The sequence below is a fragment of the Streptomyces cinnamoneus genome (genome assembly GCF_014650495.1).
Taxonomy (GTDB): domain Bacteria; phylum Actinomycetota; class Actinomycetes; order Streptomycetales; family Streptomycetaceae; genus Streptomyces; species Streptomyces cinnamoneus.
The window spans coordinates 326327-344997 of record NZ_BMVB01000003.1; the positions used below are offsets into that span (position 1 = coordinate 326327).

Consider the following 18671-nt stretch of genomic DNA (forward strand, 5'->3'; position numbering starts at 1 on the left):
CGGGACGACCCGGGGATCCCGCTCCCGCACGCCCGGGCACCGGCCTTCCGGAGGCTGCGTTCCGCGGCCACCATCAGGGAAGATGCCAAAGAGAGAGGGAAACCTCATGAAATCGAGGACCTTCCGCCTCGCGCCGGTGGTGGCGGCGGTCACCGCGGGGCTGCTGATGGCCGGAACGGCGGGGGCGGCCGTCGCAGCTCCGTCGGAGGAGTCCCCCAGCCCGGCCAGCAGCGCCTCAAGCCCGCAGGACGACGACCTGTCGAAGGGCCACTGGGACAAGCGCGGCTCCTACGACGACGAGAACTCCTGCCAGAAGGCCGGCAAGGAGGGCAAGAGCCACGGCACCTGGAGCGATTACCGGTGCAAGCGTGAATACAACAACGACAAGTACCGCTATTACTGGTGGCTGTACACCCATTGACGGGCAGGCGAGTCCACCCGCTCCGTGCCTTCCGGGCGGCCACCCGGAAGGCACGGCGTAAGACCTGGCCTCGGCACCGTGACTCAAACCAGTTCGGGTTGCGGTTCCGGTTGCCGTGCCGGTGCGGCCTTCGGCGCGTTCTGCTCCCACCGTTGGGTGGTCCGCACGTAGCCGTAGATCACTGAGCTCATCGCCAGAAGGAGCAGGGGGCCGGACACCCACGGATGCTCGGCCATCTCCACCGGCAGATAGCGGTACGACGCCAGGAGCGCAGCGAAGACCGTCGCGCCGTAGGCGACCAGCCGGGTTCCCGACCGGTCCCAGCCACGGTCGAGCGAACGCAGACCCGCCTCGATCGTGAGCGCGAACACCACCCCGGCAAGGAGATCCACGCCGTAGTGGTAGCCGAAGCCCAGCGTTGCACTGAGGGTGGCGATCAGCCAGAACGCCCCTGCGCATCGCAGGATTCGCGGGCCCTTGCGGGTGTGGATGAAGATCGCGGTGGCCCAGGCCGTGTGCAGGCTGGGCATGCAGTTGCGTGGGGTGATGTCGTCGTAGATCACCGGATGCGGAACGTTGATCGGCGGCGGCGTGTTGGGCCACAGGTTGGCCACCGCCCAGTGCACGCCGCCGGTGCCGGAGGCGCCCGGCCCGTAGGCGAAGACCGGTCCGACCACCGGGAAGACCATGTAGATGGCCGGCCCGAGGACGCCGATCACCAGAAAGGTGCGCACCAGGTAGTGGCTGGGGAAGCGGCGCTCGGCCGCCACGTTGCGCAGCTGGTACAGCGCGACGACGACCGCGGCCACCGCAAGCTGCGCGTAGATCACGCCGAGAAGATGGTCGCCGATCGGGCCGGTGGCCTTGAGGATCCGGCCCGCCAGCCACGACGGGTTGCCCAGCGCGTGGTCGGCGGTCGCCACGTACGGGTCGAGCACCGTCGGGCGTGTCTTCGACGTGATGAGGAGCCAGGTGTCGCCGGCTTTGCGGGCGGCCACCAGGAGCAGGCCCAGCCCCACGCCCTTCAGCAGCAGGACGCGTTCCCGTCCGGTGCGGCGCGTGACAGCGATGACCGCACAGCCCAGCATCACCCACAGCGCGCCGTTGCCGAAGTACCGGCCTTCGGTCATGTCGGCGCCGACCGCCCACCGCACCAGAACGAAGACGACGTCGATGCCGATCGCGGCACCGGCTGCGATGAACCGTTGCCGCCAGGTGAGCACCACCATCATCAACGCCATGCCGCCGTACAGCGGCCCCGGTTTGGGGGCGAATATCACCTCTTTCGCCTGGTTGGTCATCGGCCCCGGCGCGCCGCCGTAGCGACGCGCGGCGATCTCCAGCGCGATGAGGAGTCCGAGGGCCGCCACACCCGCCGTGGCCCACAGGATCGCCCGTGGTCGACGCCACGCGGCGAACTTAATTCTGCAGTTTGATCGCGAAAACACCCGCCATACTATAGGCATCAATTTTTAACCGTTTTATTGGATGCAGTTCCGTTATAGGCAACATTGTACGTTTTGTCGCCGCAGGTGCGCTCGGTACCCCTCTCTCCGTGCAGGGGATCCGGCGGTGTTTCGCCGACGACCGAATGAGGACGACGTCGCGTGGCCACGGCCCGCAAGCTGGGTCCGCGCAACCGCACGAACGACCAGTCCGGCACGTGACACAGAGGAGAACGTCATGCAGTTGACACGTACGGTCAGGGCGGCGGGGATCGTGGCCGCCACCGCGTTCCTGGGGCTCGGGGGGATCGCCACCCAGGCCCAGGCATCCTCGCAGGCCCCTGCGGGCGTCCCGCGCTACGCATGCAACCACACCGACGACGAACCGACCCTCTCGGTCGGTTCCAGAGGCGCGGCGGTCAAGCAGGCCCAGTGCCAGCTGGACAGCGTGCTGAAGCGGCACGTCGTGGTGGACGGCGTCTTCGGAACCGACACCAAGAACGCGACCAAGGCGTTCCAGCAGTGCGCCGGGCTGGCGTCCGACGGCATCATCGGCAAGGACACCTGGCGCGAGCTGAACCACTGGTGGTGGAACGACATCGACTGCGACAAGTGATCGGCACCGCCGCCCCCTGAGGCAGCAGCACCCGCACGCTGCACACCGACGCGCGTCCCCTTGAGGGACGCGCGTTCCGGCGGCGGTCACCGGGCTGAGGCGGCGAACGTCCGTCCCCCTTCCGCCGTCAGCCGGCTGCGGTCTTCTTCAGGACCAACTCGTACATGCCGCGCAGCGACGTCGCCTCGCCCAGGTCGTCCTCCGTCAGCCGGACGCCGTACTGCGTTTCCAGGACGATCTGCATCTCCAGGGCCAGCAAGGAGTCGCCGCCCAGGTCCCGGACGAAGTGGGCGTCGTCGGTGACCTCCGCAGGGTCGAGTTCGAGGACCTCGGCGATGGCGGCACGCAGCTGCTCAAGGTCGACGGTGGTGCTCTCGGCGTTCATCGTGGCTCCTGTTCGGATGCTCGGGGTCGTGGAGTCGGCAGGGGCTGGACCAGGGTCAGGGCGCAGGCACCGTCGGAGCTCGCGGCGGCGACCAGGTGCGGGGGGCCGGGACGGGCGAGGCCCCGGGTGAGGTGCAGGAACGGCAGGAGGGTTCCGGCGCCCGGCGGGACGATGTCGGCGGGGACGCCCAGACGGCGCAGGTGGCCGGCGAGGGCCGTGCCCGCCGGGCAGGGGTCGCAGATCAGGCGGGCCGGCAAGGTGGTGCCGTCCGGTGCGCCGGCGTCCTCGACGAGTCGGGCGAGTGCCTCGTGCACGGTCCGTTCTGCGGTGGTGAGGAAGAACGTGGCGGTGCGGCAGGTGCCGTAGGGCGTCGCGCCGCGGGCGGCGGCCGCGGCGCGGGGTTCGAGGAAGAGCACGGCCGCGCCGGCTTCGGAGAGGGCGTGGCCGGGGTGGTGGACGGGGAGAGGGGCTTCGGTGGAACCGGCCAGCAGGACGGCGGAACGCCCCGCGGCGACCGCTCGTGCGCCGGCGAGCAGCGTCTCCATCCCGGCCGTGCGCGGTGAGGTGAGCGTGAGGTTCCAGCCCTTGACCCCGTGGTCCATGGCCACCCGGCCCGCCAGGGTGTTGATGGAGAAGTACGGGGCGGTCGCCGGGCTGAGCCGCTCCGCACCGGCGTCGGTGATGGTGGCGTCCATGGCGTCGATGAGCGCGGCGATGCCGCTGTTGGTGCCGAGGGCCATGCCGCGCTCACCCTCCGGCACTCCGGCCAGCGGGTCGCCCGCGTCGGCGACGGCCCTGCGGGTGGCGGCGAGCAGGTAACGGCCCGCCGGAGGAACGTACTTGTAGCCGCGGGCGCCGAGTTCGGCCGTGGCGTCGAACCAGGAGTCGTCGGCAGGGGCGGTGCCGTCCAGGTCGAGTGCGGCCGGGTCGCAGCCGCGGGGCGAGACGACGCCGATGCCGGTCACCACCAGGTCGTCGGGGTTCACGGCGTCCGCCCTTCCAGAACCAACGACACGTTGTTGCCCCCGAACGCGAAGGCGTTGGCCATGGCATGGCGTCCGACCAAGGGGACCGGCACTTCCTGCGGCAGGCTGACCGGGCACTGGGCGTCCTGTTCCGCGCCGAGCGGCACGTTGGGCGGTACGGTGCGGCGGTCGAGGATGAGGGCGGCCGTGAGGACACCGAGGGCGCCGGCGGCCCCCGCGGTGTGACCGGTCAGCGCCTTGAGGCTGTAGAGGGGCAGCCGGGCGAGCCGTTCGCCGAAGACGGCGCCGAGGGCCTCGCTCTCGACGACGTCGTTCAGCCGCGTGCCCGTGCCGTGCGGTACGACGCAGCCCACCGCATCCGCCGGTGCCCCGGCGTCGGTCAGTGCGGCCGTCATGGCGCGCCGGATCTGGGCACCGTCCGGTCCGGGTGCGGTCAGGTGGTGGGCGTCGCAGCTCCAGCCCGAGCCCGCCAGCGTCGCGTAGTGACGCGCCGCTCCACGCCGCCGGGCGTGGCCGGCCGACTCCAGGACGAGGACGGCGGCGCCTTCGCCCAGGATGGTGCCGGCCCGGTCGCGGTGGAACGGCCGGCAGGCGTGCGGATCGACGGCGCGCATGCGGTTGAAGCAGCCGAGCCCGACCCGGCTGTACGCCTCCGCTCCCCCGGCGAGGACGACGTCGGCCTCCCCGGAGCGGATCATGTCCACCGCGATGGCGAGGGCGAAGCCGCCGGCCGAGCAGGCGTTGCTGACGCACGTCGCGCCGCCGCCCGCCCCCAGTGCGGCGGCCACCGCCGAGGCGACCGGGAAGGGCGTGGTGTCGGTGCGCCCGGGGTCCAGCGGTCGTTCCCAGTGGTCGGCGTTCCCGCCGCCCGTGCCGATGACCACCGCGCTCCGCGCGTGGTCGGTGTCGTCGAGCCCGGCGTCGCCGACGGCCTCCCGGGCCGCCATGACGGCCAGGCGTGACGCGCGGCCACCGGGTCCGGTGCCGACCGGGGCCCGGTAGACCAGGGGCAGCGGCATCCGGGCGCCGGGGTCGGCCGCTCGCAGGGGGCGGCTGCCGGGGGCGGCGCACAGGGCCTGCCACATGGCTTCCACCCCGGCACCGAGGCAGGACACCGCTCCTGCTCCGGTGATCAGGACTTGCGTCATTCTTCTCCTTCGTCGGGTGCGCCGGCGTGGTGTGCGGCGGAGAGCAGAAGAGCCGCTGCCGCGTCGTCCGCGCGGCCGCCGCCGGCCACGGCCAGCGCGGTGGGCGGGACACCGGCGGGCGTACCGGCGGTGATCCAGGCGGTGGCCGCGACGCACTGGAGCACCCCGAAGGCGCCGGAGGCCGGCGGGAGGGCCCGGCCGAGGTCGCAGACCGTGGCGTAGCCGATCCCGTCCGGGTGGTGGCTGTCCCCCTCCGTGTCGCGGTCCCGGCGCCCGGGATCAAACCCCGGCCGGGGTGCCCGGGCGGCCCTGGCTGCCCGGTCTTCCGGCGTATCGGGGTGGCACACGGCGCCCACGCCGATCGCCCCCTCCTGCGGCGGCAGCCACAGCCCGCAGCCGGTGGCCCGGCCTGCCGGCCCCGCAGCGGCCGCGGCCGCTGCGATCGCCGCGTCCGCGTTCGTGCGCCTGGCGTAGCCGGTGAGGGTCGCGCGACCACGCCCGGCCGCGGCGTCCGCGGACTCCAGGACGAGCGCTGCCGCGCCGTCCAGCGTTCCTGATGCGCCGGCGCAGTGCCGTGCCGCGGGACCGGCGGGTTCCACGCCGATCACCAGCAGCCGCCGGGCCCTTGCGGTGGCGAGGGCGAGCGCTGCCCAGCCGAGTGCGTCCAGCCCGGACGTGGCGCCGTTGCAGAGCGTGAGGTTGATGCCGTGCAGGGCGAAGCGGATGGCCACGCTGGAGGCGGTGGCGTTGCTGCAGGCGTTGGGGAGGTTCACCACGCGCAGGGCCGCCGGGCCGTCCCGGTCGAGGGTCTCGGTCACCCGGCACACCGTGTCCAGGGTGCCCAGGTTGGAACTGACGATGACGCCGACCTCCTCCCCCGGCACCGTCGGGCCGCCGGCGTCGAGCAGTCCCGCAGCGGTCAGCGCGGCCTCGCCCGCCATGAGGGCGAGCCGGGTCGCACGGTCCTTGAACCGCGTGTCCCGGTCGCGGGAAGGCCACGGCTCGGGCACCGGCCGGGCCGATCCGTACGTCAGTGCGAGCAGGTCGGCTGCGCACCGCGCGCCGGGGAGCGCTACGCCGGTCCCGGTGACCACCGGATCCGCCACGGGCCTCACGCCGCCCTGCCGAGGACGGCGACGGCGTTGACCCCGCCGAAGCCGAAGGAGTTCACCTGTGCATACGTCGGTTCGACTCGTCCTCCCGTGCTGAAGCGCAGCCCGGCGGCCGCTTCGATGGGGTCGCGGAGACCGACGACGGGGGGTGTCCGTCCATGCCGCAGGCACTCGACGGCGAGCACGGTGTTGAGCAGCCCCGAGCAGCCGGAGGTGTGGCCGGTCATGCCCTCGACGGCGGCAATCAGCGGACCGTCTCCCTCCGGGCCGAAGACACGGGCCAGGGCCTGTGCCTCGGCCCGGTCGTTGTGGGGGGATCCCGTGCCCTGGGCGAGGACGAGGCCGACGTCCCGGGCTGTGATCCCGGCGCGGTCGTGGGCCTGGCGCTGGGCGGCGGCGAGCCCGTCGGCGGAGGGCGCGGTGACGTGGCCCGCATCGCAGTACAGGCCGACCGAGTGCAGCACCGCGCGGGCCGGGGCCGTGCCGGGGCGGCGCAGGACGACGGCGGCGGCGCCGTCGCCGAGCAACTGGCCGCCGCTGTCGCGGTCGAAGGGGCGGACCTCTCGGGGCGCGCCTGGCTGGGCGCGGTCGAGCAGGGCGTACATGCTGGCGGTGATGGTGTCGACGCCGGCCACCACGACCGTGTCCGCGCGCCCGGCGGCGAGCAGGTCGGCGGCGAGTGCCAGCGCGTACAACGAGGCGGAGCAAGCGCCGGCGAAGGTGTGGGTGTCGCAGGCCCCGAAGCGGTCCCGCAGGATCCGGCCGAAGTGCGGGTCGGGCGGGGCGGAACGGCCCTCCGTCCAGTCGCGTTCGGCCCCTCGCAGGTCGCGCAGGGCGGTGCCGACCAGGACGGGTACGTCGCAGAGGTCGTCGGGCATCCCCGCCTGGGCGAGGGCTTCGGCGACGGCACGGCAGAGCCAGGCCGCGGGCTGCTGCGGTGGGTCGGTGATCTCGTAGGCGTGGCGGGTGCGCAGCCGGGCGGTGTCGAAGGCCCGTACCGGGCGCGGTGCTCCGCGTCCGGCGCACAAGGCGGTGAAGACCTCGGCGGTCGTGGCGCCGACGCTGCTGACGGCGCCGGTGCCGGCGATGGGCCAGCCGGTCACGGCGTCGTTCATCCCTTCCGCCAGGACGCGGCGACCCGGTCGGCGAGGCCGCGGAGGGTGGGCGGGTCGTCGAACGAGAAGGACGAGGAGGAGGGGCTGCGGCCCAGGGCGGTGCCGAGGGTGGCAACGATGTCGATGAGGACGAGGGAGTCGGCTCCGAGGTGGAAGAGGTTGTCGTCGACGCCGGGGAGCCGGTCGCCCGGCCGGCCGTCCTGCCGGCCGTCCTCCGGTTCGAGGAGGCGGCCGGTCTGCCGGCGCAGGAAGTCCTGGAGGATTGCGCTGCGTTCGGCGGGGTCGGCCTCCTCGACGCGGCGGCGCAGGTCGTCGGGGTGGCCGGTGGGCCCGGTGCGCCGGGAGGGCGGTTCGGCCCAGTGGCGGCGCCGTTCGTAGGGGTAGGTGGGCAGGGGCACCCGGCGTCGCCGGCCGTGACCGTACCAGCGTTCCCAGCGGATGTCGGCGCCCTGGGTCCAGGCCCGGGCGAGGGTCTCCAGCAGGACGTGCGCGGCGTCACGGCCGGTGAGGTCGAGCGTGAGGGGGGCCAGCCCGTCCTCCTTCAGCAGGGTGTCCGTCGTCGGCCGGTCCCCTTCGCCGGTGGCGGGCCGGGTCCAGGTCTCCGGGTCCGTCGCCTCGTCGGGCCGCAGCCAGCGCGCGCCGTGGCTCACAGGGATGTCCGGTGCGGCGCACGAGGGGAGGACAGGGCGCCCGGCGCTCAGGGCCAGCGCGTCGTCGGCTGCGAGCACTCCGGCGAGGCAGCCGGCGACGGTCCGTCCGGTGCCCCAGCCGACGACCGCGGCGGGCCGTACACCCCACGCGCGGCAGATCCGGGCCAGTGCGTAGGGGACGACGAACGCGGCCAGGGCGTCGTCGGCCAGGACGGCGTCGGGGTCGGTCCCGAGCGTCGCGGCGCAGGAGTCCACGACGTGCCGGAAGTCGTCCAGTCCGGCGTAGAGTTCCGCGGCGCCGTGAGTGGCGGGGGTGCCGGGGAGGACGAGGGCGAAGCCGTCGGGGCTCTGGTCGCTGCGTCCGGTCCACACCCGCTCGGGGTCCAGGATGGCCAGCGAGAGCGCCGCGTCGCCGGTGTCGGTGCAGACCGCGGCCCGCCGGTGGACGTGGTGGTGGCGGCCGGCGGCCAGGGTGTACGTGACCGCGTCCAGGGCGAGGCCGGGGCGGCGGCGCAGGTGGCGTGCCAGGTTGCCGGTGGCGCGGGCGAGGGCCTCGGGGGTGCGGGCGGAGAGCAGCAGCGGCTCGGCCGCTCGCGGGGCGGGGGTGGTCACGGGGGCGGGCGGCTCCTCCAGAACCACGTGCGCGTTGGTGCCGCCGACGCCGAACGAGCTGACGCCGGCCCGCCGGGGCCCGTCCCCGTCCGGCCAGGGCACGGTCTCGGTGCCGACCCGGAAGGGGCCCGCGGCGAAGTCGATGTCGGGGTGGGGGGTGCGGAAGTGGAGGCTGGGCACGAGGGTGCAGTGGCGGAGCATCAGCGCCGTCTTGATCAGTCCGGCCATGCCCGCGGCGACGTCGAGGTGCCCGATGTTGGTCTTGACCGAGCCGAGGACGGTGCAGCCCGCTCCGGTGGCCCCGGACGCCGGGTTTCCGACGGGCCCGAACGCCCGGTTGAGGGCGGCGACTTCGATGGGGTCGCCGAGCGGGGTCCCGGTGCCGTGCGCCTCGACGTAGCCGATCGTCTCCGGCGGGCAGCCGGCGACGCGCTGGGCCTCGCGGACCGTTGCCGCCTGGCGTTCGACGCCGGGTGCGGTGAAACCGGTCTTGGCCGCACCGTCGTTCGTCACCGCCGTCCCCTTGATCACGGCGTGCACGGTGTCGCCGTCGGCCACCGCCTCGTCGAGCCGCTTGAGGAGGACGACGCCGACGCCGCTGCCGAGCACGGTGCCGCGCGCGTCGGCGTCGAAGGCCCGGCAGTGCCCGTCGGGCGAGAAGATCATCCCTTTCTGGTGCACATGGCCCTCGTCCTGCGGCATCCGCAGGTGGACCGCGCCGGCCAGGGCCATGCCGCACTCCCCCGCGAGCAGGCTCAGACAGGCCAGGTGCACGGCGACCAGCGAGGTGGAGCAGGCGGTGCCGACGGTGATGCCGGGGCCGCGCAGGTCGAGCTTGTAGCAGACACGGGTGGCGAGGTAGTCCTTGTCGTTGGCGAGCATGAGCCGGTAGCGGCCGAGCGAGGACCCGGTGGCGTAGCGGTCGGCGAGGTTGCCCGGCAGGTAGGTGTTCATGCCGGCGCCGGCGAAGACGCCGATCTCTCCGGGGTGGGTGCCCGGGTCGTAACCGGCGTCCTCCAGCGCGGCGAGTGCGCACTCCAGGAAGTGCCGGTGCTGGGGGTCGAGGATCTCGGCCTCGTCGTCGGGGATCGTGAAGTGGGCGGCGTCGAACAGCTCGACGCCCTCGATGCCCTGGACCGCCCGGACGAACCCCGGGCGCGCCGGCCCGGCCCCCGCTGCCGGCAGTTCGTCCTCGGTGGGGAAGCGCACGCTCTCCCGGCCCTCCCGCAGGAGGTCCCAGAACGCCTCCACGGTGGGGGCCCCGGGGAACCGGCAGGCCATTCCGACGATCGCCACATCGCAGTCGGTCATGCCCGCGCCCCCGTGCTCCGCAGGGTGATGCCCAGGTCCGTCGCGGTCGTGCGCATGGTGAGGAAGCCGCGGGCCACGAAGCGCGCCGCGTCGTCGGAGGCGCCCAGCCGCGTGAAGAGGACGACGAGTTCGCGTTCCTGGGCGGCAGGGTCACCGCGACTCCCCGCGATGTCGAGGACGACCCGCTTCAGCCGTTCCTCGATCAGGGGGAGGTCGGCCGCGCGCGGGAAGGTGATGCTGAACGTGGAGCGCCGGTGGTTCTCGTTGCGCCGTTCCGAACGTCGTTGGCTGGCCGCGTTCAGCTTGTAGAACATGCAGTCCCAGTTGGTGAAGGAGTAGTAGTTCAGCAGCGGGAAGAGGGTGCAGTGCGTCTCCATCGGCGACGAGGCGTACAGCCCCTTCTCCTTGAGCTCGGTGACGATGCGGTCCGGGTCGTAGGCGTAGCGCAGGGCGATGTACGGGAAGACGATCCGGGGCAGTTCGCCGTCGTCGGCGAAGAGCATCTCCTCCAGCTCGCCCCGGAACAGCTCCCCGGTCATCCGCCGCCCGAAGGTCCGGTAGAAGCCGCGGACCACCTCCCGCACGTCGGACTCCATGGTGAGGATCTGCTGCGGGTCGGCGCACAGCACGACGTAGGGGATGCGGTGGCGGAAGGCGTGGAGGACGGCCCGGATGACGAAGAAGGAGCGGCACGAGACGCAGGGCAGCTTCTCGTCCAGGTACGTGCCGGGTTTGGCCGGTGTCCGGTTGAAGACCTCCCGCATCATCGCCTTGATGGTGTCGTCGTCGGAGTCGACGACGTAGGTGGCGGGGATCCGTTCCCTGGCCAGCCGGATGTTCTCCGCGGCGTGCGTGCTCTCGAAGGGGACGTCGAAGGTGTAGGAGAGGACGCGCTTGCCGTATGCGTTGACGAACTTGTCCAGCATGTAGGTGCTGTCCTTGCCGCCGCTGTACATGAACAGGCAGTCGTGGTCGCCGTGCGGATTGGGGCCGCTGCGGGTGAATTCCTGGAAGACCCGGTTCGTGTAGGTGAAGTTCTCCATCAGTTCGCCGGCGAAGTCCAGCGTGCACAGGCTGCACACCCCGTCGTCACCGAGCAGGATGCCCGGGTGGTTCTCCTTCAGGGCACAGACGGTACACACGCGCACGTCCGTTTCCCCCTTCCCTGTCCGGTTGCGGTTCGTCGGCGGTCAGTGGTGGCGGCGCCGGCGCAGCTCGCCCAACGCCGCGCGGCCGGCCGGGCGGCGTGCCGGCTCCGCCGGTGGTGGGCCGGGGTCGTCCAGGCGGCGTGCCAGCGAGCGGATCGTCGGGTACATGAACATCTCCACGCGGGTCAGCGGCTGCCGCGTCCGTTCCCGTAGCCGGGCCATGACGCGCATCAGCAGCAGGGAGTCGCCGCCGACCTCGAAGAAGTTGTCGTCGACGCCGACCCGGTCCCGTTGCAGCACGTCCCGCCAGATCTCGGCGACGAGCCGTTCGCGGCGGCCGGGCGGCCCGGTCCCCGCAGCGTGCGGCCCGGCCTCCACAGGGCGTGGTGCGGGGGCGGGCAGGGCGGCACGGTCGGTCTTGCCGTTGGCGGTGAGCGGGATGCTCTCCAGCGTCGCGAACACCGAGGGGATCATGTAGCCGGGCAGGCAGGCGGCCAGGTGGGCACGCAGCTCGCCGGCGGTGGCCGGGGTTCCGCGCGGGACGACGTAGCCGACCAGCCGCCCGTCGCGCACGGCGACCACGGCCCGGTCCACCGCGGGGTGGCCGCGCAGCGCGGTCTCGACCTCGCCGGTCTCGACCCGGTGGCCGCGCACCTTGACCTGTCCGTCCGCCCTGCCGAGGAACTCCAGGTGTCCGTCGGGGCGTTGGCGGACGAGATCGCCGGTGCGGTAGACGGTCCCGGGGTCCTGGGGCACGGTCAGGAACCGCTCGGCCGTCAGGTCCGGCCGGTTCAGGTAGCCGGAGGCCACGCCCGCCCCGCCGATGTACAGCTCGCCGGGCACCCCGGGCGGCAGCGGCCGCCGCCCGGGGTCCAGGACGTGGAAGCGGGTGTTGGCGACCGGCGGCCCGATCAGGGGGCGCCTGCCCGGCAGCACTTCGGCGGCCGCGGACCAGATCGTGGTTTCCGTGGGTCCGTAGAGGTTCCACAGGCTGCCGCCCCGGGCGAGCAGGTCCCGGGCGAGGTCCGGCGGCAGTGCCTCGCCCCCGCACAGCATCCGCAGCGGTGCGCCGGGCGGCTGTCCCTGCCAGCCGGCGTCGAGCAGCATGCGCCAGGTGGCGGGCGTGGCCTGCACGGTGGTGGGGCGGCAGCGCTCCAGCAGGGTGCGCAGCCGGAAGCCGTCGGCCGCCGTCTCCGCCGGGGCGAGCTCGACCTGTCCGCCGGTGGCCAGGGGGACGTAGAGCTCCAGGCCGGCGATGTCGAAGCAGGGCGTGGTGAGGGCGAGCAGCCGCTCCCCGGTGGTGAAGCCGGGCGTCAGGGCCATCGCGCGCACGAAGTTGGCCAGGGCCCGGTGGCTGATCCGCACGCCTTTGGGGCGGCCGGTGGAGCCGGAGGTGAAGATGACGTACGCGTCCGTCTCCGGCCGGACGTCGATGCCGTCCTCGGGCGCGGCGGCCTCGACGGCGGCCCGCTCCCGGTCCAGGATCAGGATGTCGGCGTCCGTCGTGGGCAGGGTGCCGGCCAGGCGCTCCTCGGTGACGAGCAGGGCGGGCGCGGCGTCGGTGACCATGGTGGCGATGCGGGCGGGCGGGTAGAGGGGGTCCAGCGGCACGTAGGCGGCGCCGGACTTCATGATGCCGAGGAGAGCGACCGTCAGGTCGGTGGTGCGGTCCAGGTGGACGGCGACCCGTTGCCCGGTCCCCACGCCGCGGGCCCGCAGGTGTCCGGCGCAGGCCGAGGACAGGCGGTCGAGTTCGCCGTAGGTGAGGGTCTGCCCGGCGCAGGTCACGGCGGGGGCGCCGGGGCGCAGCCGGGCCTGCCGGGCGACCATGCGGTGGACGGTGGTGCCGGGCGGGAGGTCGGCGGTGGTGTCGTTCCAGGCGGCCATGGCGCGCCGGGCCTTGTCGGTGCCCAGCGGGATGGCGGCGGGATCGCTGTCGGGTGCCCGGTCGAGCGCGCGCAGGTAGGCGGCGGCGTATGCGGCGAGCGGGCCGGCGGGGCCCACCCACCGGCAGGGGCCCGTCCTGCGGGGGATGCGGATCAGCAGTGCGGTGCCGGGTGGGGCCTCGGCGGGGCCGTCGTCGGTGATCTCCAGGGTGATGGGCAGTTCCCGGGCGGCCGTGCGCAGCCGGCGGTGCCGGGTCCACAGGTCGTGCGGGAACGGCGCGCGGCCGGACGTCTCCCGGACCGCGTGGTCCCGCAGTGCCGTGATGCCGCGCCCGTCCAGCGGCGGTATGCGCAGGGGTATCCAGTCCGCGTAGAGCGCGTCGACGGCCGGGTGGCCGGTGCCCGGGCCGGCCGATCGCAGTCGTACGTCGGTGCCGGGGGTGACGCCGACGCGGACGAGGAAGGCGAGGAGGGCCGCCAGCAGCCAGTGGGGGTCCCGTGCGCCGTCGGGGACGGGCACGTCGGCCTCGGCTGGGCCGCCGTCGGCGCGGTGGGGCAGGTCGGCGGGCTCCAGCGAGGAGAGCCGCCTCACCCAGTGCGGCTCGTCGCGCAGGCTCGCCGCCTCGGCACGGCCGGCGGCGTCCAGCAGGGCGGCGTCCGGGACCGGGAGCACGTCCCCGGGCCGCAGCGCGTGCGGGGCGGGTGCGCCGAGTGGGGTGGTGAGCGTGGTCAGCCGTACGTCGTGGCCGGCCGTGGCGACGGTGACGGTGCCGCTGTCCGGCGTGGCGAGGACCGTGCCGGGAGGCCGTCCCGAGCGGCTGGGGCACATGGTCAGTCCGCTGACGATGGCGGGGCGGTCGCCGAGGAGGGCCTTGGCCGTGCCGAACGTGTTGGCGTGCGGCCCGAAGTCGCGGGCGCGGACGGCGGCGTCCAGGGCTTCCGCGGGCCGGTCCCAGCACAGGAGGCCGCCGCCGGGCGGCCGTTCGTGGCGGCCGTGGAAGGTGCGTCGCGCGAGCTCCTGGGGCCGACGCCGCACGCGGCCGGCCGCCAGCGCGTCGGCCAGCTCGGCGAAGGCGTCGATGCCCGCCTCCAGGCACTTCACGTTGAGCGTCGCGCTGGTCTCCCCCGGCGCCACCGGGACCTCGCGGGAGGCCAGCACGTCGCCGCTGTCGGCCTCCTCCGTCATCACGTGCCAGCTGACGCCGTGGACGGCCTCGCCCTGCAGGAGCGCCCACGTGGTGGCGTGCACACCGGCGTGCCGGGGCAGCGGACCGTCGTGGAAGTTGACCGGCAGGCCCCGCGGCAGCTCCAGGACGCGCCGTGGCAGCATGCGCAGGTTGGCGACGCTGAAGAGGTGGTCGAACGGCTCGGCGGCGAGCCGTTCCTCCAGCTCCGGTCCGAACCCGGTCACGGGCAGCCCGCTGCGGGTGGCCCAGTCGCGGACGCCGGCGTCGGCGGACACCACGCCGAGCACCCGGTGGCCGCGGTCCAGGAGCAGTTCGGCGCAGGAGGCCACCATCGCGTTCCCGCCGGCCAGGAAGCAGCTGAAGTGCGTCATCCCAGTCCCAGCCTCGTCATCGTCCGGCGCAGTGCGGTCAGCCGCTCGGTGTGCCGCTCGGGATCGGCGCCCGGACGGGGGTCGAACAACTCGGCCCGGGCGCGGGCGACGACTTGACGGTCGGTGTACTGCCGCAGGCCCCCGCTGCCGTGCCGGTGGCCGGTCCCGGAGTGGCCGCGGCCGCCCATGGGGGCCGCGTAGGAGACGTAGGCGGTGCGGAAGCCCTCGTTGATGTTGACGGTGCCGGCCGACAGCCGGGCGGCGAGCGCGGCGGCCCGGGCCGGGCTGCGGCTCCAGACGCTGGCGTTCAGGCCGTACGGGCCGTCGTTGGCCAGCGCGACCGCCTCCTCGTCGTCGTGGAAGGGGCGGACGGACACCACAGGGCCGAAGGTCTCCTCGTCGTGGACGGCCGTGCCGGGGGCGACGTCGGCCAGGACGGTCGGCTCGTGGAAGAGCGGTCCGATGTCGGGGCGTGCGTGGCCGCCGCTCAGCAGGCGGGCCCCCTTGTCCAGGGCCTCGCCGATGTGGGAGGTGACGCGGTCGAGCTGGCGGTGGGTGGTGAGCGAGCCCATGTCGGCGCCGAAGTCGAACGCGGCGGAGAGGCGCAGGGTGGCGACGCGGTCCAGGAAACGGTCGAGGAAGCGGTCGTGGACACCGGCGTGGACGAGGATCCGTTCGGCCGCCATGCACAGCTGTCCGGCGCTGGTGAAGCAGGCCCGCACGGCGCCGGCCGCGGCCCGTTCGACGTCGGCGTCGGCGAGGACCACCAGGGCGTTCTTGCCGCCCAGTTCGAGCATGGAGCCGATGATCCGGTCCGCTGCCATGCGGCCCAGCACCCTGCCCGCCGCCGTCGAGCCGGTGAAGGCCAGGTGGTCGGCGCCCGCCACCAGCGCGGGCCCGACGTCGGCCGGTTCGCCGACGACGATCTGCCACAGCTGCTCCGGCAACCCTGCCTCGGCGCACACCGCGCGCGCCCACAGGGCGGTGCACGCGGTCTGGGTGTCGGGCTTGTGGACGACGGCGTTGCCCGCGAGCAGGGCGGGGACGACGTCGGTGACGCTCAGGCTGAGCGGATAGTTCCACGGGGTGATGACGGCCACGACGCCCTTGGGGTGCCGCAGTTCGCGCACGGTCGTCAGCAGCGGCAGCGCGCCGGGCAGGCGGCGCGGGGCGAGTAACTTCGGGGCGCGGCGCGCGTAGTGGCGGCACACGCCGGCGGCGTCGACGACCTCCTCGAAGGCGTGGGCCCGGGCCTTGCCGGTCTCCCACTGCAGCAGGTCCATGGCCTCGCGCCGCCGGTCCAGCAACAGGTCGTGCACGCGTCCCAGGACACGGGCCCGTTCGCTCGCGTCCCGCGCGGCCCAGGAGCATTGCGCGGCGCGGGCCCGCTCACAGGCCAGGGCGACGTCGCCGGGCGTGGCGGTGGGCAGGCAGGCGATGGCGTCCAGGGTGAACGGCGCCCGGGGCGTGGCCTGCGGGCCGCTGCCGGCCAGTCGCTCGCCCAGCCGGGCGGCCGTGGCGGCGACGGGCGGGGCGGAGCGGGAGGTGGGTGCCGGGGGGCACATGGTCAGTCCTCCAGGGGGGTCAGGCCGCCGCCGGCGTAGAGGGTGTCGATGAGGTCGCGGTAGTGCCGGCCGATGGCCCGGCGCCGCATCTTCAGGGTGGGCGTGACCAGCCCGGAGTGCGGTGTCCAGGTGTTCTCGACGACGGCGAAGCGCCGGACCCGTTCGGGGCGGGACAGGTGCCGGTTGCCGTGGGCCACGGCGCGGCGGATCCGGTCGGTGTCGGTGTCGGTGTCGCTGCTCCCGCTGCCGCTGCCGCTGCCGAGGGCGACGAGGGTGATGAGAGCGGTGTTGTACGGGCGGCCGTCGCCGATCACAAACACCTGGTCGATGAGGGGTTCGCCGTGACCGATCCGTTCCTCGATCCGGGCGGGCGACATGTTCTTGCCGTAGGCGTTGACGATGAGGTCCTTCTTGCGGCCGGTGATGCGCAGCGCGCCGTCGTCCGCCACCTCGCCGAGGTCCCCGGTGTGCACCCAGCCCTCGGCGTCGAGGACCTCGGCGGTCTCCCGGGGCCGGCCGCGGTAGCCGCGCATGGTGGTGGCGCCGCGGACGAGCACCTCGCCGTCGTCGGCGGTGCGCAGCTCGACACCGGGCAGGGGTGGTCCGATCCAGCCCATCCGGTGCCGTCCGGAGACGGTCACGCAGGCGGCCGCGCACAGTTCGGTCATGCCCCAGATCTCGCCGGCGGGCAGGCCGAGGGCGCGCAGGAAGGCCATCGTGGCGGGGGCGACCGGCGCCGCGCCCACATGGACGAACCGTGCTTCGTCCAGCCCCAGCAGGGTGCGGACGGGCGCCAGGTGGCCGGCCTCCAGCCGCGCGTACTCGGCGCGCACGGCCGCGTCCTCGCCGTGGGCCGCGTCCTCGCCGTGGGCCAGGGCCTCGCCGAGTTCCAGGGCCCGCAGAGCCCCGCGCCGGAAGTCCTCGGGTGCGGTGGCGAGTTCGGCGAGCAGGCGCGTGCGCAGCTTCTCCCACATGCGGGGGACGGAGAACAGCCAGTGCGGCCGCACCCGGGGCAGCACGGAGAAGAGGCGGTCCGCCTCGGGGCAGCAGGTGACGTCGGCGCCGAGCACCATGGGCAGGTAGTGCGAGCAGCAGCGCTCGGCGATGTGCGCCATGGGCAGGTAGGAGACGAGCCGGCTGCCGGCCGGGAGCGGCACCCGTTCCAGGAAGGCCCGCCCGGTGGCGCGCACCGCGCCGTGGGTGAGCTCGGCTCCCTTGGGCGCTCCGGTGGTCCCGGAGGTGTAGACGACGGTCAGGATGTCGTCGGGCCGGACCCGGTGGCGGTACGGGTGGGACCCGGGGGCGTCGAGGAGTGCGCCGAGGCCGTGCGGGCCGCCGACGGTGACCGTCTCCCGCAGCCCGGGGCAGTCGCGCAGGAGGTCTTGGGCCTGCTCCCGTCCGGCCGCGTCGCACACCAGGACGCTCATGCGCGAGTCGTCGGCCTGGTGGCGCAGTTCCTCCTGGGGGGCGGTGGGGTAGAGCGAGCAGGTGGTCACCCCGATCGTCATCGCGGCCGCGTCCACGATGTGGAATTCGGGCCGGTTGCCCAGCAGCAGCCCGAGGGTGTCCCCGGGCCGCAGGCCGAGCCGGGCCAGCCCGGCGGCGCACCGCCGTGCGGCGGACCGGTAGGCGCCCCAGGTGTAGTGCTGTCCGTCCGGTCCGCGCAGTGCGGGGTGGTCGGCGACGGCGTCGGCGGTCAGGTCGAAGGCGTCGGCCACGGTGGGCGCGTCCAGGGCGCGGCGGAGGGCGTCGGCGTGCGGGGGCCGTTCGCTCATCAGGCGTCCCTCCCCGTCGTGCGTGCGGGGTTGCGCGCGGCACCGGGGGATTCGGGCAGGTAGCGGTATTCCAGGGCGGCGAGCGCCAGCAGGGCGCGGGGGGCCACGACACCGAGGAGTTCGCCGAGGGTGCCCAGCGGGGTGGAGACCCGGGGGGTGCCGGTGACCAGTGCGGTGCCGATCATGCGGGCGGCCTGCCGGGCGTCGAGGGCGGGCAGCCGGGCGAACGCGGTGGTGGGGGCGCTCATCGGGGTGCGGACCAGCGGCAGGTGCACGGTGCTGACCCGGATGCCCTCGCGGCGCAGCTCCGCGCCGAGCGACTGGCCGAACGCCTCCAGTGCCGCCTTGGACGGGTTGTAGGCGGTGAAGCGGCCCATGCCGAGCTGCCGTCCGATCGTGGCGACGTTGACGATGTGGCCGTGGCCGCGCTCGTGCATGCCGGGCAGCAGACGCAGGGTGAGGTCCACCGCGCCGAAGTAGTTGACGGCCATCATCCTGCGGTAGTCGTGCGCGCGGTCCAGGGCGTTGACGGCGCCGCGCCGGATGGAGCGTCCCGCGTTGTTGACCAGGACGTCGGCGGCGCCGCACTCGGCGGTCAGCCGGTCGGCGAAGCGGGCGACGGCCGCGGGGTCGGTGAGGTCGACGGGACAGACGCGCGCCGTGCCGCCGGCCTCTTCGGTACGGCGGGCGGTCTCGGCCAGCGCCGTCCTGTTCCGGCCCAGCAGGACGAGATCGGCACCGGCCTGTCCCAGCAGCACCGCCAGCTGCCCGCCGATGGCGCCGGAGGCACCGGTGACGACCACCCTGCGGCGGCCGACCGTTCCGGCGAGCCGGGCGGTCAGCCGGTCCGGGCGGCGCGGCCGCCTCCACCGCCGCTGCGCGGCGCGCGCCGGCTGCTCCTGGTCGCAGGGGGTGGGCATCGGGTCCTTCCTTCGGTT

General features: G+C 74.1%; 14 protein-coding genes. 2 read left to right on the plus strand and 12 right to left on the minus strand.

Annotated elements, in window-relative coordinates; all coding sequences use genetic code 11:
* Window positions 1-106: 106 nt before the first annotated feature.
* The gene (locus IE182_RS06425; protein WP_190108649.1) at window positions 107-421 is read left to right on the plus strand and encodes a hypothetical protein; all 315 of its coding nucleotides are present in this window, start codon (window positions 107-109) and stop codon (window positions 419-421) included.
* A gap of 83 nt (window positions 422-504) precedes the next feature.
* Here IE182_RS06425 and IE182_RS06430 read toward each other — a convergent pair whose 3' ends face one another.
* Window positions 505-1887, minus strand: a complete 1383-nt coding sequence (locus tag IE182_RS06430) for a phosphatase PAP2 family protein (protein WP_190108650.1) — start codon at window positions 1885-1887, stop codon at window positions 505-507.
* A 217-nt stretch (window positions 1888-2104) separates the two neighbouring features.
* Here IE182_RS06430 and IE182_RS06435 point away from each other — a divergent pair, with 217 nt between their 5' ends.
* Window positions 2105-2482, plus strand: coding sequence for a peptidoglycan-binding domain-containing protein (locus tag IE182_RS06435; protein WP_190108651.1), 378 nt, complete (start codon window positions 2105-2107; stop codon window positions 2480-2482).
* 127 nt (window positions 2483-2609) lie between these two features.
* On the opposite strand, the gene IE182_RS06440 is transcribed toward IE182_RS06435, so the two are convergent.
* Genes IE182_RS06440 through IE182_RS06490 form a run of 11 tightly spaced genes read right to left on the minus strand, consistent with a single transcriptional unit; the run spans window position 2610 to window position 18653 of the window.
* Window positions 2610-2867, minus strand: coding sequence for an acyl carrier protein (locus IE182_RS06440; protein ID WP_190108652.1), 258 nt, complete (start codon window positions 2865-2867; stop codon window positions 2610-2612).
* Complete coding sequence (locus IE182_RS06445) at window positions 2864-3853, minus strand: beta-ketoacyl synthase N-terminal-like domain-containing protein (protein WP_229844615.1); 990 nt, start codon at window positions 3851-3853, stop codon at window positions 2864-2866. The genes IE182_RS06440 and IE182_RS06445 overlap by 4 nt, the downstream gene beginning before the upstream one ends.
* Window positions 3850-5001 (minus strand): beta-ketoacyl-[acyl-carrier-protein] synthase family protein, encoded by a 1152-nt coding sequence (locus IE182_RS06450; RefSeq protein WP_190108653.1) that lies wholly within the window; start codon window positions 4999-5001, stop codon window positions 3850-3852. Before IE182_RS06450 ends, IE182_RS06445 begins: the two co-directional genes overlap by 4 nt.
* Window positions 4998-6107, minus strand: coding sequence for a beta-ketoacyl synthase N-terminal-like domain-containing protein (locus IE182_RS06455; RefSeq protein ID WP_190108654.1), 1110 nt, complete (start codon window positions 6105-6107; stop codon window positions 4998-5000). Before IE182_RS06455 ends, IE182_RS06450 begins: the two co-directional genes overlap by 4 nt.
* Window positions 6108-6112: 5 nt before the next feature.
* A complete protein-coding gene (locus IE182_RS06460; RefSeq protein WP_229844616.1) occupies window positions 6113-7216 on the minus strand; it encodes a beta-ketoacyl synthase N-terminal-like domain-containing protein in 1104 nt (367 codons plus the stop codon).
* An 8-nt stretch (window positions 7217-7224) separates the two neighbouring features.
* Window positions 7225-9801: a type I polyketide synthase gene (locus IE182_RS06465; RefSeq protein WP_190108656.1), complete on the minus strand. Its 2577-nt coding sequence runs from the start codon at window positions 9799-9801 to the stop codon at window positions 7225-7227.
* On the minus strand, window positions 9798-10949 hold the full coding sequence (locus tag IE182_RS06470) for an adenine nucleotide alpha hydrolase family protein (protein ID WP_190108657.1): 1152 nt from the start codon (window positions 10947-10949) through the stop codon (window positions 9798-9800). The genes IE182_RS06465 and IE182_RS06470 overlap by 4 nt, the downstream gene beginning before the upstream one ends.
* A 42-nt stretch (window positions 10950-10991) precedes the next feature.
* On the minus strand, window positions 10992-14393 hold the full coding sequence (locus IE182_RS06475) for an amino acid adenylation domain-containing protein (protein ID WP_190108658.1): 3402 nt from the start codon (window positions 14391-14393) through the stop codon (window positions 10992-10994).
* Window positions 14390-15964, minus strand: a complete 1575-nt coding sequence (locus IE182_RS06480) for a succinic semialdehyde dehydrogenase (RefSeq protein ID WP_444544988.1) — start codon at window positions 15962-15964, stop codon at window positions 14390-14392. The genes IE182_RS06475 and IE182_RS06480 overlap by 4 nt, the downstream gene beginning before the upstream one ends.
* Complete coding sequence (locus IE182_RS06485; RefSeq protein ID WP_190108660.1) at window positions 15961-17733, minus strand: AMP-dependent synthetase/ligase; 1773 nt, start codon at window positions 17731-17733, stop codon at window positions 15961-15963. The genes IE182_RS06480 and IE182_RS06485 overlap by 4 nt, the downstream gene beginning before the upstream one ends.
* Window positions 17733-18653, minus strand: coding sequence for an SDR family NAD(P)-dependent oxidoreductase (locus IE182_RS06490; RefSeq protein ID WP_190108661.1), 921 nt, complete (start codon window positions 18651-18653; stop codon window positions 17733-17735). The genes IE182_RS06485 and IE182_RS06490 overlap by 1 nt, the downstream gene beginning before the upstream one ends.
* Between the last annotated feature and the right edge of the window lie 18 nt (window positions 18654-18671).

What these genes read in the sequence shown, in the direction of transcription:
- IE182_RS06425 (WP_190108649.1), top strand. Translation starts at nt 107, where the DNA reads ATGAAATCGAGGACCTTCCGCCTCGCGCCGGTGGTGGCGGCGGTCACC.
- IE182_RS06430 (WP_190108650.1), bottom strand. Translation starts at nt 1,887, where the DNA reads ATGCCTATAGTATGGCGGGTGTTTTCGCGATCAAACTGCAGAATTAAG.
- IE182_RS06435 (WP_190108651.1), top strand. Translation starts at nt 2,105, where the DNA reads ATGCAGTTGACACGTACGGTCAGGGCGGCGGGGATCGTGGCCGCCACC.
- IE182_RS06440 (WP_190108652.1), bottom strand. Translation starts at nt 2,867, where the DNA reads ATGAACGCCGAGAGCACCACCGTCGACCTTGAGCAGCTGCGTGCCGCC.
- IE182_RS06450 (WP_190108653.1), bottom strand. Translation starts at nt 5,001, where the DNA reads ATGACGCAAGTCCTGATCACCGGAGCAGGAGCGGTGTCCTGCCTCGGT.
- IE182_RS06465 (WP_190108656.1), bottom strand. Translation starts at nt 9,801, where the DNA reads ATGACCGACTGCGATGTGGCGATCGTCGGAATGGCCTGCCGGTTCCCC.
- IE182_RS06475 (WP_190108658.1), bottom strand. Translation starts at nt 14,393, where the DNA reads ATGACGCACTTCAGCTGCTTCCTGGCCGGCGGGAACGCGATGGTGGCC.
- IE182_RS06485 (WP_190108660.1), bottom strand. Translation starts at nt 17,733, where the DNA reads ATGAGCGAACGGCCCCCGCACGCCGACGCCCTCCGCCGCGCCCTGGAC.
- IE182_RS06490 (WP_190108661.1), bottom strand. Translation starts at nt 18,653, where the DNA reads ATGCCCACCCCCTGCGACCAGGAGCAGCCGGCGCGCGCCGCGCAGCGG.